The 15,395-nt window shown below is 38.5% G+C and carries 14 protein-coding genes and 1 pseudogene; 6 read left to right on the forward strand and 9 right to left on the reverse strand.

Annotated elements, in window-relative coordinates:
• Positions 1 to 152 precede the first annotated feature (152 nt).
• Positions 153 to 869, reverse strand: coding sequence for a 6-phosphogluconolactonase (gene pgl, locus VB691_RS15150; RefSeq protein ID WP_323292343.1), 717 nt, complete (start codon positions 867 to 869; stop codon positions 153 to 155).
• A gap of 288 nt (positions 870 to 1,157) precedes the next feature.
• Here pgl and VB691_RS15155 point away from each other — a divergent pair, with 288 nt between their 5' ends.
• From VB691_RS15155 to nusB, 3 genes are all read left to right on the forward strand, one after another.
• Positions 1,158 to 1,976, forward strand: coding sequence for an HpsJ family protein (locus tag VB691_RS15155; RefSeq protein WP_323292344.1), 819 nt, complete (start codon positions 1,158 to 1,160; stop codon positions 1,974 to 1,976).
• A gap of 132 nt (positions 1,977 to 2,108) precedes the next feature.
• Positions 2,109 to 2,867 carry a DUF502 domain-containing protein gene (locus VB691_RS15160; RefSeq protein ID WP_323292345.1) on the forward strand — a complete coding sequence of 253 codons (759 nt, stop codon included), beginning with the start codon at positions 2,109 to 2,111 and terminating at the stop codon, positions 2,865 to 2,867.
• 9 nt (positions 2,868 to 2,876) lie between these two features.
• Positions 2,877 to 3,506 carry a transcription antitermination factor NusB gene (gene nusB / locus VB691_RS15165; protein ID WP_323292346.1) on the forward strand — a complete coding sequence of 210 codons (630 nt, stop codon included), beginning with the start codon at positions 2,877 to 2,879 and terminating at the stop codon, positions 3,504 to 3,506.
• Between the two features lie 16 nt (positions 3,507 to 3,522).
• Here the strand turns inward: nusB and VB691_RS15170 are convergent, their stop codons facing one another.
• From VB691_RS15170 to VB691_RS15190, 5 genes are all read right to left on the reverse strand, one after another.
• Positions 3,523 to 4,944, reverse strand: coding sequence for an SAM-dependent methyltransferase (locus VB691_RS15170; RefSeq protein ID WP_323292347.1), 1,422 nt, complete (start codon positions 4,942 to 4,944; stop codon positions 3,523 to 3,525).
• Positions 4,944 to 5,387, reverse strand: a complete 444-nt coding sequence (locus VB691_RS15175; protein ID WP_323292348.1) for a type II restriction endonuclease — start codon at positions 5,385 to 5,387, stop codon at positions 4,944 to 4,946. Before VB691_RS15175 ends, VB691_RS15170 begins: the two co-directional genes overlap by 1 nt.
• A complete protein-coding gene (locus VB691_RS15180; RefSeq protein ID WP_323292349.1) occupies positions 5,384 to 5,602 on the reverse strand; it encodes a hypothetical protein in 219 nt (72 codons plus the stop codon). The genes VB691_RS15175 and VB691_RS15180 overlap by 4 nt, the downstream gene beginning before the upstream one ends.
• A gap of 23 nt (positions 5,603 to 5,625) precedes the next feature.
• A complete protein-coding gene (locus VB691_RS15185; RefSeq protein WP_323292350.1) occupies positions 5,626 to 6,879 on the reverse strand; it encodes a VWA domain-containing protein in 1,254 nt (417 codons plus the stop codon).
• Positions 6,880 to 7,404: 525 nt separating this feature from the next.
• On the reverse strand, positions 7,405 to 8,391 hold the full coding sequence (locus VB691_RS15190; RefSeq protein WP_323292351.1) for a permease: 987 nt from the start codon (positions 8,389 to 8,391) through the stop codon (positions 7,405 to 7,407).
• A 154-nt stretch (positions 8,392 to 8,545) separates the two neighbouring features.
• Here VB691_RS15190 and VB691_RS15195 point away from each other — a divergent pair, with 154 nt between their 5' ends.
• Positions 8,546 to 9,811, forward strand: coding sequence for an efflux RND transporter periplasmic adaptor subunit (locus VB691_RS15195; protein ID WP_323292352.1), 1,266 nt, complete (start codon positions 8,546 to 8,548; stop codon positions 9,809 to 9,811).
• A gap of 159 nt (positions 9,812 to 9,970) precedes the next feature.
• On the opposite strand, the gene VB691_RS15200 is transcribed toward VB691_RS15195, so the two are convergent.
• Positions 9,971 to 10,279, reverse strand: a complete 309-nt coding sequence (locus tag VB691_RS15200; RefSeq protein WP_323292353.1) for a hypothetical protein — start codon at positions 10,277 to 10,279, stop codon at positions 9,971 to 9,973.
• A 66-nt stretch (positions 10,280 to 10,345) separates the two neighbouring features.
• Positions 10,346 to 10,513, reverse strand: a pseudogene (locus VB691_RS15205) (pentapeptide repeat-containing protein); the annotation flags it as partial.
• Positions 10,514 to 10,876: 363 nt separating this feature from the next.
• On the opposite strand from VB691_RS15205, the gene VB691_RS15210 reads away from it, so the two are divergent.
• Positions 10,877 to 14,143 (forward strand): efflux RND transporter permease subunit, encoded by a 3,267-nt coding sequence (locus tag VB691_RS15210; RefSeq protein WP_323292354.1) that lies wholly within the window; start codon positions 10,877 to 10,879, stop codon positions 14,141 to 14,143.
• Here VB691_RS15210 and VB691_RS15215 read toward each other — a convergent pair.
• Positions 14,140 to 14,601: a hypothetical protein gene (locus VB691_RS15215; RefSeq protein ID WP_323292355.1), complete on the reverse strand. Its 462-nt coding sequence runs from the start codon at positions 14,599 to 14,601 to the stop codon at positions 14,140 to 14,142. The two genes, VB691_RS15210 and VB691_RS15215, sit on opposite strands and share 4 nt — an antisense overlap.
• Before the next feature lie 148 nt (positions 14,602 to 14,749).
• On the opposite strand from VB691_RS15215, the gene VB691_RS15220 reads away from it, so the two are divergent.
• A complete protein-coding gene (locus VB691_RS15220; protein ID WP_323292356.1) occupies positions 14,750 to 15,301 on the forward strand; it encodes a hypothetical protein in 552 nt (183 codons plus the stop codon).
• The last annotated feature ends 94 nt before the right edge of the window (positions 15,302 to 15,395 follow it).

Raw genomic sequence — 15,395 nt, forward strand, 5'->3', positions numbered from 1 at the left:
TATTTCAACTAGGATAGTCTTATGGAGATTTAGGCTGAAGTCCGAAGGGTGGGGGAGTGAGGGTGTAGGGGCTGGTTTTGATCAAAAGTCCATGATTCTCACAAAAATGTTGAATAAACTCGCCCCTACGAGACAATTTTCCCATTACCCCATTACTTCAGTTCAGCCCCTGCTGCTTGATCCAATAACCACCAAAGTTCTCCTTGAGGTTGAACTGCTCTAGAAGGATACATGGTTTCATCCGCTTCAGGAGCAAAAATTTGGGCTAAGGCCGGACGTTTATTCTCTCCTGCTACTAAGAAGATGACACAACGGGCCTGATTGAGCAAAGGAAAGGTAAAAGTTAAGCGAGGTTGGCCGTCTTTATTGCCTACGGTAATTAAGCGATCGCTCACCTTAAGGGCCTCTGTTTGAGGAAATAAAGAGGCGGTATGGCCATCATCTCCCATTCCCAGCAAAATAATATCAAAAACCGGAACCTCTCCAGGGGCCACCTGAAAAAATTGTTGCAATTGGGTTTCATGGGTTTGAGCATCAAGGGCCGGATCACCGCTTCCTGTAGGCATGGGGTGAATATTGTCTGGGGGAAACGGTACGACATCTAACCAAGCTTGACGGGCCATTCCTTCATTACTGTCAGGATGATTAGCCGGGACATAACGTTCGTCTCCCCAAAAAATATGAATTTTCTCCCAAGGTAAAGATTGCTGTGCTAGAGCTTCATATAAAGGTTTTGGGGTACTTCCCCCCGCTAAAGCTAGGGTACATAATCCCCGTTCTTCTAGAGCTATGTTGATTTTTTCCAAAACACAAGACAGAGCTTGAGTGATTAGGGCCGCTTTATCTGATAATACTTGAATTTGTTTCATTGCCTTGAATCTTATAGAGAGCAGTTTTCCCACACCCTGATGGACATTCACTTACTTATTATATTGACTAGACTTTTACCCCTTGCGAATTCGTCCTAAATCTTTTAAGCTCGTATCTCAGGTAAGAGTTTTGCTCTGACCAACTTCCCTATAATTAAGTAAAAATTCTGGGAAAAAACTGATAAGGTAGTTAATTAAACCTACTGTTGAATCCTAAAGTTAAGTAATGTCCCTAAGCTTTCTGTCTTCTCTCTTAAGTAACTAATACCCAAAGCCCGATAAAAAACTATGAATTATCCAGCCTTTACCTCTCTCGCTCTCAAACTAATTGGGGTGATTTTCATCCTCTCCTCTCTGTTAGATTACGTCACCCTAGCCGTTCCCCTACAGTGGGAAAGTCAACAGTGGCAAATTGGCCTTGTCACCAGTGTTGTTGATCGGGGTGTTGTTCCTCTCGTGGGTATAGGATTTATTTTAGTCGGCTATTGGATTGATAGTTTAGCCGATGCTTCTCCCATGAAAAAATCAGGGTTTGACCTGCGATTCCCTATTTTTATCCTTTCGGCAGTTTTGGGGCTTGTCTTTCTCTTGATGGTTCCCCTACACCTTAATAACCTTAATGTAGCCAAAACCAACGCCTTAGAGCAAATTCAGCAAGGGGCTGGTCAAGGGGCCCAACAAATTCAGAATTTCTTAACTCAGGTCGATGCTCTGTCGAAAAATCCTCAACGACTCAATGGACAACTCCAACAACTTAATCAAGCCATTGAAACGGGCCAAGTTCAAGGACAACAACTCAATGCTCAACAATTAGAAGCAGCCCGTCAACAGAGGGATCAATTACAAGGCTTACGGGACTTGGCGAAAAATCCCGCCGAATACAAGAAAAGAACGGATGAGTTGAAAAAACAATTAGAAACCCAATTAGTCACTCGTCGTAAACAAGCTGAAGATCAAGCGAAAACTCAAGCTCTTAAGCAAAGTTTACGGATTGGTTTAAGTAGTCTAATGCTGGCAATTGTTTATTTTGTGATTGGTGTGTTTGGCTTACGCATCTCCATGAGCAGCCCCAAAATGGCTTCCCGTCCCAAAGCTCCCAAACGCTAATTAATTCTTACAGAAATTTGCTTACAGGAGGGATGAAGCCTGAACTTCTCCCTCCTTTTGCTATTTTTGAATGCCGTGAATATCTGAATATGATATAATTGGCTCAGTCAGTGTGTGGAGAGTTGGTACTCTGTGCTGCAACGCTTCAAACAGGATTTAAAAAACGATCTCATCGCGGGTTTATTGGTTGTCATTCCCTTGGCGACAACAATCTGGTTAACGATTACTATCGCTACCTGGGTGATCAATCTTTTAACCCAAATTCCCAAGCAACTCAACCCCTTTGATGGCCTTGATCCGATTTTGAGCTACTGTCTCAATTTAACCGTAGGGTTGGCGGTTCCACTGCTTTGTATTTTGGTCATTGGTCTTATGGCCCGCAATTTTGCAGGCCGATGGCTGTTGGATTTGGGAGAACGGATTTTACAGTCTATTCCCCTAGCCGGAGCAGTCTATAAAACCTTACAACAAATTTTAGAAACCCTTTTTAAAGATTCTAAAAGCAAATTTCGTCGCGTTGTTCTGGTGGAATATCCCCGTCGTGGGGTTTGGAGTATCGGTTTTGTGACAGGAACCCTTAGCCCTTCTCTACAAGCTCATCTTGACGAACCGATGTTGAGTGTTTTTATCCCGACAACCCCCAACCCTACATCGGGATGGTACGCGATTATTTCTAACAAAGATGTGGTTAACGTGCCTATTTCCATCGAAGATGCTTTCAAAGTGCTAATTTCTGGGGGTATTGTCAGCCCTAATAACCCTGTAATCGTTCCCTCTAATTTACCGAAACCGAACAATAATCCCCAGGTGGTTCTGGATAATTCCCTAAACCAAGAACAAAACCACCCTATTGCCTTAGAAGAAGAGTCTTCAACCCTTAACCCTGATTGATCGTTAATTATGCCCCCTCGTCAGCAACCGCGCCGCATTGCCCGTGAACTCGCTTTATTAAGTCTCAGTCAAATTAAGGGAAATTCTGAAAAACTGGAACAAGTTGATCTTAATCACCTTGTTTTATCAGCTATTCGTACCCTCACCAGTGAAATTCAAGATACTCTAGAAACGGCCTCAGCAGAGGTGGTTAGGGGAAATGATCAGCTTTTTAAATATGAAACTCGCGCTACCACCCTCGAAAGTGCTAAAACGATGATCCAAGATGCTTTAACCTTAACTCAAGGAGCGATTAATCGTCTTGCTACTGCGGTGGAATTTCCCGAAATGATTCAGTTATCGAGTCAATATGAGGTGCGAGAATATGCTTTAGAAATTTTAGGGGCAATTCATCGACGACGCAAAGAAATTGATGAACAAATTCAGGCTGTTTTAGAAGATTGGCAATTGCGTCGTTTAGCGAAAATTGATCAGGACATTTTACGTCTTGCTGTTGCTGAAATGTTGTTTCTTGAGGTTCCTCAAAAAGTTGCTATTAATGAGGCGGTAGAACTGGCAAAACGCTATTCTGATGATGATGGTTATCGCTTTATTAATGGGGTTTTAAGACGGTTTACAGAACATCTTAAAAAGGCTTAATTAGCTTTTATCTATTTTAGAAGTTTCTCAGGTTAAGACAATTTAAAATGCTTGATTTAATGGGGCGTTTTTCATCCCAAAAAATTAATGATGTGTAAAAATCAATGACATCAGAAGAAGTTAAAAAATCAAGCATTTTTTTAGCACTTTCTTGATTTTTGAAACTCAGAAAGTAAACAGTATCATCAAACATAACTGGTTTAGTATCCAGAGGATGAATTAATCTAAATTCTAACTTTTTATAGAGTCCAGAAATTGCTATTTTCCAAGGAGAAAAACTATAATCACCAACACCAAAAATAGAAAATCGGGGACTTTTTTGATAAATTTTACTCTGACGTTTATCTAAATGGCTTGCATGGCTTTCTAAATAATACCATGTTAGGGGAGCAATCTTTTTAATATTTATCGTATCTTCTCCAATAAATTTTTGAGTAACTAAAACATATTTCTGTGTTTTTCCTATTTCTCCATTAGCAATATTTGAGCCTTTGAGTAAAGGGAAAATATAAGTATCTTCAAGTTCTATTAATTCTCCTAAACCATTGATGAACATCTTCCCAATTTTCCGAAACTCCATGATTTTTGAGCAATCATGTTTAACCCCAGAACGCCATTTAATTTGCGGTTTATTTGTATAAAGATACTTGAATTTTTCAAAGGTTGTCAAATCCCTAATTAATCTATTATGATAATAGCCAATTTGTTCATATTTTTCTGTATCTAAATTAGTAAAAACATCACAAATATAGTTTTTAATTCCTGGTTCAAATTGACACAATAATAAACAAGCTTCAACCGTTGCATCAAAATATTTTTTAGTATCTATTCCGTAAGTTGCACAAGAGGAAAGATAATAATTATTTTTAGATAGATAATTGAGAAGTTTTCTAGCTACTGATGTTTTACACAACATCGCTAAATAACCATGATAATTCTGCAAAAAATTAGCACATTTTATTAACATCCATTCTGATATATCAAAGTTACTATTTCCTGTTATTGCGTCTAACCCATTATGGGCTTGAAAATTATTTTTTTCTGGTAAATTTAACCCTTTTATGCTTCCTTGTTGTGAATTTGTAACCCAAGGAAAGTTCCCAATTATTAGTATTTTTGGGTTGGATTTTAATATTATTTGGTTTAAATCTATTTCAAAAAAGTTATCATGAATTATTGTGATTTTGTTATTGCTATTTAGGTCATTACTTAATTGCTCAATATAGTTTTTATTAAGATCTATTCCGATAATTTTTTGAGAATTATTGAAAATTTTATTTGCAGATTTAATAAAGTTGCCAATTCCACAAGTCGGTTCAATAATAAGCTCAGGAGAAATCCCTAAACTTATCAACTTATGACATATTTTTTCTGTTAATATTAAAGGTGTTTGAAAGTCCCCATATTCAATTTTAGTTCTAGATTTCGTCTTGTTCATTAATTTGCTCGATAGATTTCTATTAAACCATCTTCTTGATGCGCTAATTCAATTACTCTTCTATATTGTAATCGCCATTGTAACGCATTAGAGATTGTTAAAAAGCCCTGATTAGGAGGATTTGTGATAATTTCTTTCGCTAAATTAACTGATTCAATTTCATCAACTGGTAAATTACGATCTGACATGAAAGCAATTAAATCATCTTCATTTCCTTCATTCTGCAAAATATTATGAATACCACGAGTCATTTGAAAATCGGCAGTTCTATCAGCACTCACATAAATTGTATGCTGAATATTTAATCTTGCAGTACGATTAATAGCATCATCAATTTTATCGTAAACAAAAATAATCAGTGAATATCCCAGTCCAAAAATTTTTTGTCTAGCAGATTTAAAGGGACATGAAGACTGAGGTTGCTTAATACTTGTGACTTTCATATCAATAAGTAATTCAGGAAAATCAATACCATTCGCTGAACTCCCCTCAACAAAATCATATTTTGCTTTAAATATGCCTTGAATTTATGTTCTAAATAAGTTCCCACAGCTTTACCATCTGTGACACCATAAAGAGATGATTCTTCAGATTGAGATTCAATGATTGAAAATTGTTCAGCTTCAGTACAAAGTCTTTGAATAGTTAAGGGTGACATTATGGCCAAGAATAAATAAAATCTTAAGCATCTGGAGGAGTTTGAATCACAGTTTTAGACACCATTCTGGTCTTTTTCCGTTCCGCTTCTGACAGTTCTTCTCCTGCTTGTAACCTGGTAGCATTCGATTGTAAAATTGTTGCAGCACCCTGATCTCCCAATTGTAAAGCAGTTTTTGCCGCCGTTTGTAATAAAGTAGCGGCCCCTTTGCGATCGCCTTGATCTAATTTTGCTTCTGCTAATTGGGTTTGACGATATTTAGCTAAAGTTAAAATGGATTTTTGTACGTCACTATCTACTTTTGGTTGATAAACTGGTTGTACTTCTACAGTTAAAGGAATTTTTTCTGATAGTAACCCGATTTGTGATAAAGATGGGTCATCATAACGCACTTGCACTGTCCCAATAACGTGACTTCCTGGAGATAATTGACTTAAATAAAGGTTAACTAATACCACCCGTGAGGTATCTTTCATTAAGTCTCCTAAACGCACAATATAAGCATTTCCTTCAATTTGTGCGTTTAATTCGACGGTTTCGGGTTCCACTTGAGCAACAGGTTTTAATTCTGCTAAACGAACTTCTGGGATAAATTCTAAGATTAAATAGGCATTGGTTAACCCGACAGACTGAAGACGAGTAAACAGACGACTAAATTCTGTTAAAGCTTGTTCTGGTTGTTCAATATAACAGAGGGTTCCCCCTGCGGAGTCGGCAATTTTTTCTAAGATATCTTGATTCCAATGATTGCCAAAGCCTAATGTATTAACAGTAATATTGTATTCTGCGGCTACGTTAGCGAGTTTTAAACAGCGTTCATTGTCTCCATGTTCATTTTCTCCATCAGTGAGTAAAAAGATTTGAGAAACGCGATTTTCTTTGCCAGTTGCTACTTCTTTAATGCCTAATTTCATCCCTTCATCAATGGCCGTTCCCCCAGCAGGTTCCAGTTTCTGAATAAGTCCTTTTACTCGCTCAATATTATCCACAATTTGATTAGGAATAATCACTTTCCCACGATGATCAAAGGCGATCACAGAAAGGCGATCGCTTGGCCCCAACCCTTCTACCAAACGTAGGGCCGCTTCTTTGACGGTTTTCATGGGTTTTCCCGTCATGGAACCACTGTGGTCTAAAATTAACCCTAAGTTTAGGGGTAGGGTGCGATCGCTGGTTTCTTCTAAGGATGACAGGGAAATGGCAATTTGTCGTTGATTATTGCCTTGGTTCCCATCGATATGACTATCATTTAAGGCGGTTTGTAAGTTGACTTTCATGCTGTTTTTACCCCTTCCCTCAAATTCTATAATTTCAACAATGGATAATTATCAATTAATAACTAATGGCTAAATCCATTACTACGAACTTTGTATATTGTAGACTTAATTATTTTTTTACAACAACAACAGCAACCAAATCGTTAGTTCCTCAGTGACCTCCTCTCTTAGTTGATCTTCTCTAGAGTTGCACTGAATCATAGATTCAGTCGCCTTGCTCCCTTGAATTCACTTGAGGAAATATAAGCCTCTATCTTGGTTGCTGTTGTTGCGAGTTAACGAGACAGATATGAACTGGTACAGGGTGTTCTCCTTTGAACTTGTGTTTTGACCTTGCAAGCTGGATCTGCCAGGAAAGCTTTATTAGCTTCAATTATTAATTTAGCACCTTTATCAACGGTTTTTAAGATTTGTAATTAAAGTTTACATTTGAGGGATCAAGGCAATCGAGTAGGTTCTCTCCGCATTAATGTAGTATTTTGTTATGGTAGGGATCAGGATTACTGTGGAAGCTCAAACATTAAGTTAACCAAAATAAAAATTGAGAACGAAAGCGAAAAGCAGGATCAATTGTGTTGTGATAATGATTAAATAAATAGCTGCTTTCCCGCGAATTGTAGCGAATAACAAAGCCAAACTAGAAATATTAAATAAAGAATTAAACAACAAGAAAACAAAACCAGAACCTAATAAAAGGGTGGTAGTTAAAGGACTGACAAAAGAAGCAGCCCACAGAGAATTAAGAGAAATCACAAGACTTAAAAGCCCCATGACGAGAATTTGAGTTAAGGGAGTTTGGCCCCAGGCCAAAAGTTGAGCTTGAGGCAAAAAGACTTGAAAAGCAGTAGAAATAGCTGCCCCCAGGATCAGAATACTTCCTAATTCTAGAAATTCTCGAATCAAGTTATCGACAAAGACATAAAGTTGTTGTTTTAAGGTACGATAAGCCCCCGACATTTCCTTATTTTCATAAATTAAGTTACCTGCGCGATGAAGGGGTTGAAAGCCCTCTAGGGGCCTTACAATGGTTCCTGAGCGAACTAAAGTGGAGCGAGTCTCAAGAATAGCGGTTTCTCCCTCGGAAGCTACAGGTTTATCGGAATAGGTACTGAAAACAAAGCCTATAATAATCCCGATCAGCCAAGCTCCCAAAATTCTCAAAAAAATCAGTCTGGGGTGGCCCCCAAGCACTTGCCAACTACTTAAAATAACAAAAGGGTTAATGGTAGGGGACGCGATTAAAAAGCTGATACAGACAGGAATTGATACCCCTTGCAACAATAACCGCCGAGTTACAGGAATATTGCCATACTGCCCCACCGGAAGCAATAGCCCTAAGCTACTGCCGATAATTACCCCTAAAATTCGGCTACGGGGAAATTTTGCGACTAATTCATGTTCATCGACAAAGACTAATAAACCACTGGAGATAATAATGCCCAACAAGAGAAACGGCAAGGATTCAAGGACATGACTCACAAATAAGGTATAAATGTAACTAGGTTGGGGCATGATGTTATATTTCAATCGGTCAAAGGAACAAGGGAATTGTTCATCAAAGACAGTTTACCCTTAACTCGGATCACACATTATGGTTTAAGCGACTAAGTACAAAGATTTGTTAAGCTATTCTTAGGCAATAAAAACGACACAGAGACAAAGATTCATGGTTATTAAAAAGGGTGTTGGGACTGGATTAATCTTAACCAGTGTTTTAATCTTTGCTTCCGTCGGATGCAAGTTTATTCCCCAAACCGAAGCCCAGGAAGAGCAAAAAGCCCCGAAAAAGCCAGAAATTCCCGCCGTCGATGTGGCGATCGCTCGCCAGGATAATCTCAAAGATACAGTGGAATATATCGGTACGACTCAACCTGTGCGAGAAATAGCCTTACGTTCCCAGGTTGAGGGACAATTATTAAGTTTAGCGGTAGATGTGGGCGATCGCGTGACTAAAGGGCAAATGTTAGCGCAGCTTGATGATGGTTTATTACAAGCAGCAGTTGGACAAGCACAAGCAGAAGCGGCGGCCCAACAGTCAGAAGTTATTCGCGCCGAGGGGGAAGTTAATACGGCTCAGGCTGAGGTAGAATCTGCTAAGGTGGCTTTAGAACAGGCGAAATTGGATGCTGATCGCTTACAACAATTGTATGAACAAGGGGCGATCGCCAAACGGGAGGTAGAGTTAGCCCGCACTGAATACCGCACCGCCCAGCAAACCTTGATCTCTGCACAATCTCAGGTAAAGGTGCGTCAATCTGGGGTACAAGTGGCGAAAGGGCGGGTTATTGCCCAAGAATCCTTAATTAAGCAGCAACAGGAAAGGTTATCATATACTCGTCTTGTGTCTCCCATGACGGGATATGTGCTGCAACGGGTGATAGAAACAGGAAACTTGATACAACCAGGGAGCGAAATTCTCCGTTTAGGGGATTTTAGTCAGGTTAAAGTCGTTGTTCCGGTATCAGAGTTAGATTTAGCTAAGATTAAGGTAGGACAGTCCGTTAAGGTGCGCTTAGATGCCTTTCCCCGTGACAGTTTCGTGGGACGGGTGACGAATATTTCCCCGGCGGCAGATGCCAGGGCGCGACAGGTTCCCATTGAGGTTATTTTACCGAATCCTAGTCAAAAAATCGGCAGTGGATTACTCGCTAGGGTGAATTTTGGTCAAGGGGTGAGTCAAGCTGTGGTGATACCTGAGACTGCGTTAAAAGCTTCTAAGGAGAAACCTGTGGGGGGACGGGGGACAATTTTTGTGGTGATAGGAGATAAGGAGAAAGGGACGGTTAGGGCGAGAATGGTGAGGTTAGGAGAAAACAGAGACGGGAATGTAGAGGTTTTGGCTGGTTTACGTCCAGGAGAACGATTTGTGTCTCGTAGTAATCGTCCTTTGCAGGATAATGATTTAGTGCGGTTGAGTGTATTGTCTGAGTAGGGGTTGAAGACGGAAATCTTTTTTGAATAACTTTAATTATTCAAAGATTGAAAAAACTGGAGAATTTATGATGAATATTCCTTATGAGTTTTCATCTATTGATAATCCCCAACTTGTAGCAGTTGGGGATTATCAATAATATAAGGAATTCTTGCAAAATCAGGTTAAAGTCGAGTCAATTAGATTGGCAAAATTACCAATTATTTTTGAACAAGTGTTGATGAAATTTTGCGTCCACTCTTGGGAATAACGTAATTGCAATGCGCTAACTGGTTGCTCTAAATTTCCCAAAAAAGTAATTTGTTGCTTATTTTCTACAGAAAATTGCTTTAACCATTGACGATTTGGACAGGATATTTCCCAATATTTAGTTGCTAGGTTTGGCCCTAAATATTGACAACCTAACCCATATACATAAACCAAGCTAGGTAGTAATTCTTGAACTGTCATGTCCTTAGCTTTGAACATTTTAGCTTCAAGGGGGTTAAAATCTGAGGGAAACTTAGTGCATTCGTTGTAGAAAGCTCCTGTTAAATTGGTTCTTTTCAAGTCAATTCCGACTAAGCAAGCATCACGAAGATCAACTTCTTGAAGACTTGCCCAATTTAGACAAGCTCCGGTTAAATAAGCTCCCCTTAGATCTGAATTATCTAAGATAGCTTCCGCTAAATTAGCTTGATTAAGATGGCTACGTTTAGGGATAGAAAAGGTTTATTACTTTTAGATCCGTATGTTAAGTATTGTAACAGCAAAAATGATAATTTGTCTATTAATGATGGGTTAAGAAAATTCGACAATTTTTAACCTCGTTTTACCAGTAGCTTAATTATTTGTCAATAAGTATGAATACTCAGCCAAAGTAAATTTATCGGCAAAAATTAAACAAAAAGCTCAAAAATTAGTCACTTTTTCCGTAGGCCGATGCACTCCCGTTAATATGTTAAGCTTGTAAAGATTCTGTAATTTATAAATTTCTGACTACCTAATCTAGTTTGATTTTTCCATAATTTCTTGGATTTGCCAACTATTTATGGAAGAAAAGACTGATTTCTTTCGATTTTGCTTATGAACCCCAAACCTAACCCTTCTCGTCTTGGTATTAGTGGCATTGCTATCCGTCAACATATTGGAACTTTAATGTTAACCTTAGCGGTGATGGTAGTGGGCATTTTTTTCGTTACCACTATCCAAGTAGACTTACTTCCTTCTATTACTTATCCCCGTATTGGAGTACGTTTAGAAACCCCAGGAATTGCCCCAGAAATTGCCATTGATGAAGTTACTAGACCCCTTGAACAAGCATTATCCGCGACGGAAGGAGTAGAACAAATTTATTCACAAACCCGTGAAGGTAATGTTAGTTTGGACTTGTTTTTTAAGGTAGGAGGAAATATAGATCAAGCGTTAAATGATGCAACTGCTGCGTTAAATCGTGCGAGAAATAATTTACCCGATAATTTAGAATCTCCCCGTTTATTTAAGTTTGATCCTTCTCAATTACCTGTGTATGAATTTGCCTTAACTTCATCATCAAAAAAAGATGTAGAGTTGAGAGTATTTGCTGATGAAGAATTGGCCAGAGAATTAACTGTTATTCCTGGAGTCGCTTCTGTTGATGTTTCCGGTGGGGTAGAAGAAGAAGTTAGGGTTAATATTGATTTGAACCGTTTACAAGCTTTAAGTGTGGGTTTAACGGATGTTTTAGATGAATTAGAAGCCACTAATCAAGATGTGGCCGGAGGGCGTTTATTGGGGGAAAATGGGGAACCCTTAACCCGTGCAGTCGGACGGTTTAAAGATGCAGAAGAACTTCGGAATTTGTCTTTTGCGGTGACTGGAAATACAACAGAAATTGAGCAATCTCGACGGGTTTATTTACGAGATTTTGCTGAGGTTATAGACGGGACAGAAGAACAACGGATTTTTGTCTCTTTAAATGGTCAACCTGCGGTTAAAATTAGTGTCCAAAAACAACCAGATGCTAACACAATTGAAGTTGTTGATGCAGTCAAAGCCAAGATTAAAACTTTGCAAAATCAAGAAGTTATTTCTGATGATTTTAGCATTATTACTACCTTAGATGAATCTATTTTCATTCAAAATGCTATTAATAATGTGATTAATTCTGGATTAGTAGGAACGGGACTTGCGGCCTTTGCTGTCTTATTATTTCTGGGATCATTACGTCAAACTTTTATTATTGTTTTTTCGATTCCTTTAGCTACTCTTGCGGCTGTAATTTTGATGAAATTATTTGGTTTGTCTCTCAATGTTTTTAGTTTGGGAGGGTTAGCATTAGGAGTCGGAATTGTAGTAGATAACTCTATTGTAATGTTAGAAACTATTGCGGAAGGAGTCGGTGTTACCCCAGGAAAAAATAACAAAATTCGCTTAAGTTCCCGTCAATTAATTAATCAATCAATTCGTAGTAGTCAGAGTGTAGAATCAGCTTTAATTGCCTCTACCAGCACAAATTTAGTGGCAGTTTTGCCCTTTTTAATGATTGGTGGTTTCATTTCTTTACTGTTTAATGAATTAATTTTAACCATTAGTTTTGCCGTTGCTGCTTCTATTTTAGTGGCCTTAACTATTGTTCCGATGTTAACCTCAAGATTATTAGGAATTCGTTGGTCAAGTGGTTTAAATAAATTCTGGCCATTATCTTGGTTTAACCAGGGGTTTAATGCAGTTACGAAAGGTTATCAATGGTTACTTTCAAAACTAATTAAAGTACGATGGTTAGTGATCATTATTGCCTTTGTTGTTTTAGGTGGTAATAGTCTTAATTTAGCACAACAAATTCCCCAAGAAATTTTACCTCGTATTAATACCGGACAAGCAAGATTGATTGCTCAATTTCCTCCCAATACTCCCCTAGAAACCAATCAAAAAGTAATGGGTATTGTTGATAAAATTCTGCTTGAGCAACCGGAAACTAAATCAACTTTTACTACTTCAGGCGGCTTTCTATTTGGTTCTAATACCAGTGAAAATGTCTTAAGAGGGTCAAGTAATATTATTCTAAAACCAGGTACTGATGTCGAAGCGTACAGTGAAAGAGTTAGCCAAGAATTTGATAAATTAAATTTAGTAGGAATTCGCTTAAGGTTAAGTCCAGATGCAGTGCGAGGGCTAATTCTAAATAACTCACCTGTGAGACGAGCAGATATTGATTTAATCTTACAAGGTAACGATCAAAATGCCTTAGAAGAAGCAGGAGAAACCGTTTTAAAAGTATTAGAAGAAAATGTCACATTAGCTGAGTTTCGTCCTGATGCTGATCCCCGTCAACCAGAGATTCAAATTCGTCCTGATCTTGAGCGTTTAGGGGCTTTTGGTTTAAATATGACCGATATTAAGGATTCTCTTGAAACTGCTATTCAAGGGACTGTCCCGACGCGCTTACAGAGGGAAAACCGCTTAGTAGACATTCGGGTACAATTGGATCAAGATCTCATCCGTCGTCCCTCTCAATTAAGCCAAATTCCTCTATTTACTCAAGAAAATCGTCTTATTCGTCTAGGAGATGTGGCAAAGATCGAAGAAGGAAAAGCACCTGCGGAAATTCAACGAATTAATCAGCGTCAGGTCTTTATTTTAGCGGGAAATTTAACTGAGGGTGCAAGTTTAGGGCCAGCACTCGCAGAAGTTAAGCAAGTTTTAGATACAATAGAGTTACCAGAAGGGGTGAGAATTTTACCGAGTAATGCTCAACAAAGTAATGAACAGTTACAATCTTCTTTAGGTATTTTAGGCGGTTTAGCAGCATTTTTAGTCTTCGTTGTCATGGCCGTTCAATATAATTCTTTGGTTGATCCTTTAGTCATTATGTTAACCCTTCCCTTAGCTTTATGTGGGGGCATTTTAGGGTTATATTTTACCCAAACTGCTATTGGTGCAACCGTCATTGTTGGGGCCGTTTTATTAATCGGAATTGTGGTTAATAATGCTATTGTTATGATAGAATTAGCTAATCAAATTCGGCTTGAAAAACGTTGCGATCGCCCTACAGCAATTATTCAAGCTGCACCCCAACGGTTACGGCCCATTTTAATGACAACCATTACCACTGTATTAGGAATGTTACCCTTAGCAATGGGAGGAGGGCAAGGGGGAGAATTCCTACAACCATTAGGAATTGTTGTCTTTTCTGGTTTATCTTTAGCGACATTATTAACCCTATTTATTATTCCTTGTTTCTATGTATTACTCCATGATTTATTTAGATTAGGCAAACGGAAAAAGCCCAGAAAAAAGCCTTCTTTACTGTTACCAGAAGAAGCAATTGATTCGATTACTTACACAAAAATTACCAGCAAAAATAAACCTTAAGGAGTCGTGATATCCTGATCCCAAAATTCAACTTTAGCCATAGAACAAATCATGTTATATTCATCAGAAAATTGATGTATCCATTGGCCCATAAGTTTATTTTCATCGACTCCTTGAAGCCAGGTAATAGTTAGGAGGCTAATAATTCCATCATCAGTAGGTTCACAAGTAAATTTTAAGGTTCCTGTTGGAGTATCAGACAAAGCTTGTTGACAACTCCAATCTTTTTTTTCAATAATATCTTTCCAAATCTTGTCATTTTTGGCCTCAACTAAAATACTATCTTCTTGATTATTACAAGTCCAACTAAACATTTGTCCTGGATCATTAGGTAGATCATCTAAATTATTGGGGTTACTTTCTGCCCTTAATTCAACCGGAGGTTGAGCCAATAAATTCAAGGAAGTAAACAATAAACTAACAACAGCGAGGCTTAAACTGGAAACATTAACTTTCATAACTTGTCTATAACTCCTTAATACACGATTTAAGATAATACTCTAGTTAGGGGCAGTCGTTTCATCAAACCCTAAAGTTTTCCTAAAAATCCAGTTTTAAAAAAACGACTAAGTTTAAACTGAATCTAGTTAAGTTTTAACAAAAATTATGAAAACCTGGCAAAAAATTCTGGTTTTTCTGCAAGTTCCCTCCCTGGCCATCCTGTCAACTGCCTATTTAACCGTCCCTGTTAACGCTCAAGGCTCCAATATTGCCTGTTTTGAGTATGTCCAAGGTTTGGGAGCAAATCGATCAACAGCCCAGTCAATCTGTGAAAGCTATCCCCAATATGCGGGTTATTGCGCCGATAAAGTCAGGAGTATTGGCGGAGACTGGCAAACAGCCGAATCTTTATGTAAATATGGTACTCGTTTCTCTGGACAATGTTTTTTAAGTTTGAGAGCGCAGGGAGCAACTTGGGATGATTCTAAGTCTATGTGCCAAACCGCCACGGCCACCACAGGTATATGTGTGCGTGATGCAATAACACAAGAAGGGTTTTCCTGGCCAGGTGCATTAAAAGAATGTGGTCGTCCTAATGTAGCTGATGCTCTACAAAATTGTATCAATGGATTGGCTTATGATGTACACGGGAACTCGACAGGAATATCCGCAGAGGCAGCTTTACAAGAATGTAATTCTGGGAGAAGGACACCTTGAATGCGAGAAAATGCGACGGCCTAGAAGGCTGTGTTACTATTTACCGAAAATTTGGGTTTAAAGCCTCCCCCTTTTAGGGGGACTTTATATTTCT

This window comes from Crocosphaera sp. XPORK-15E (genome assembly GCF_034931425.1).
In the GTDB taxonomy this organism is placed as follows: Bacteria; Cyanobacteriota; Cyanobacteriia; order Cyanobacteriales; family Microcystaceae; genus UHCC-0190.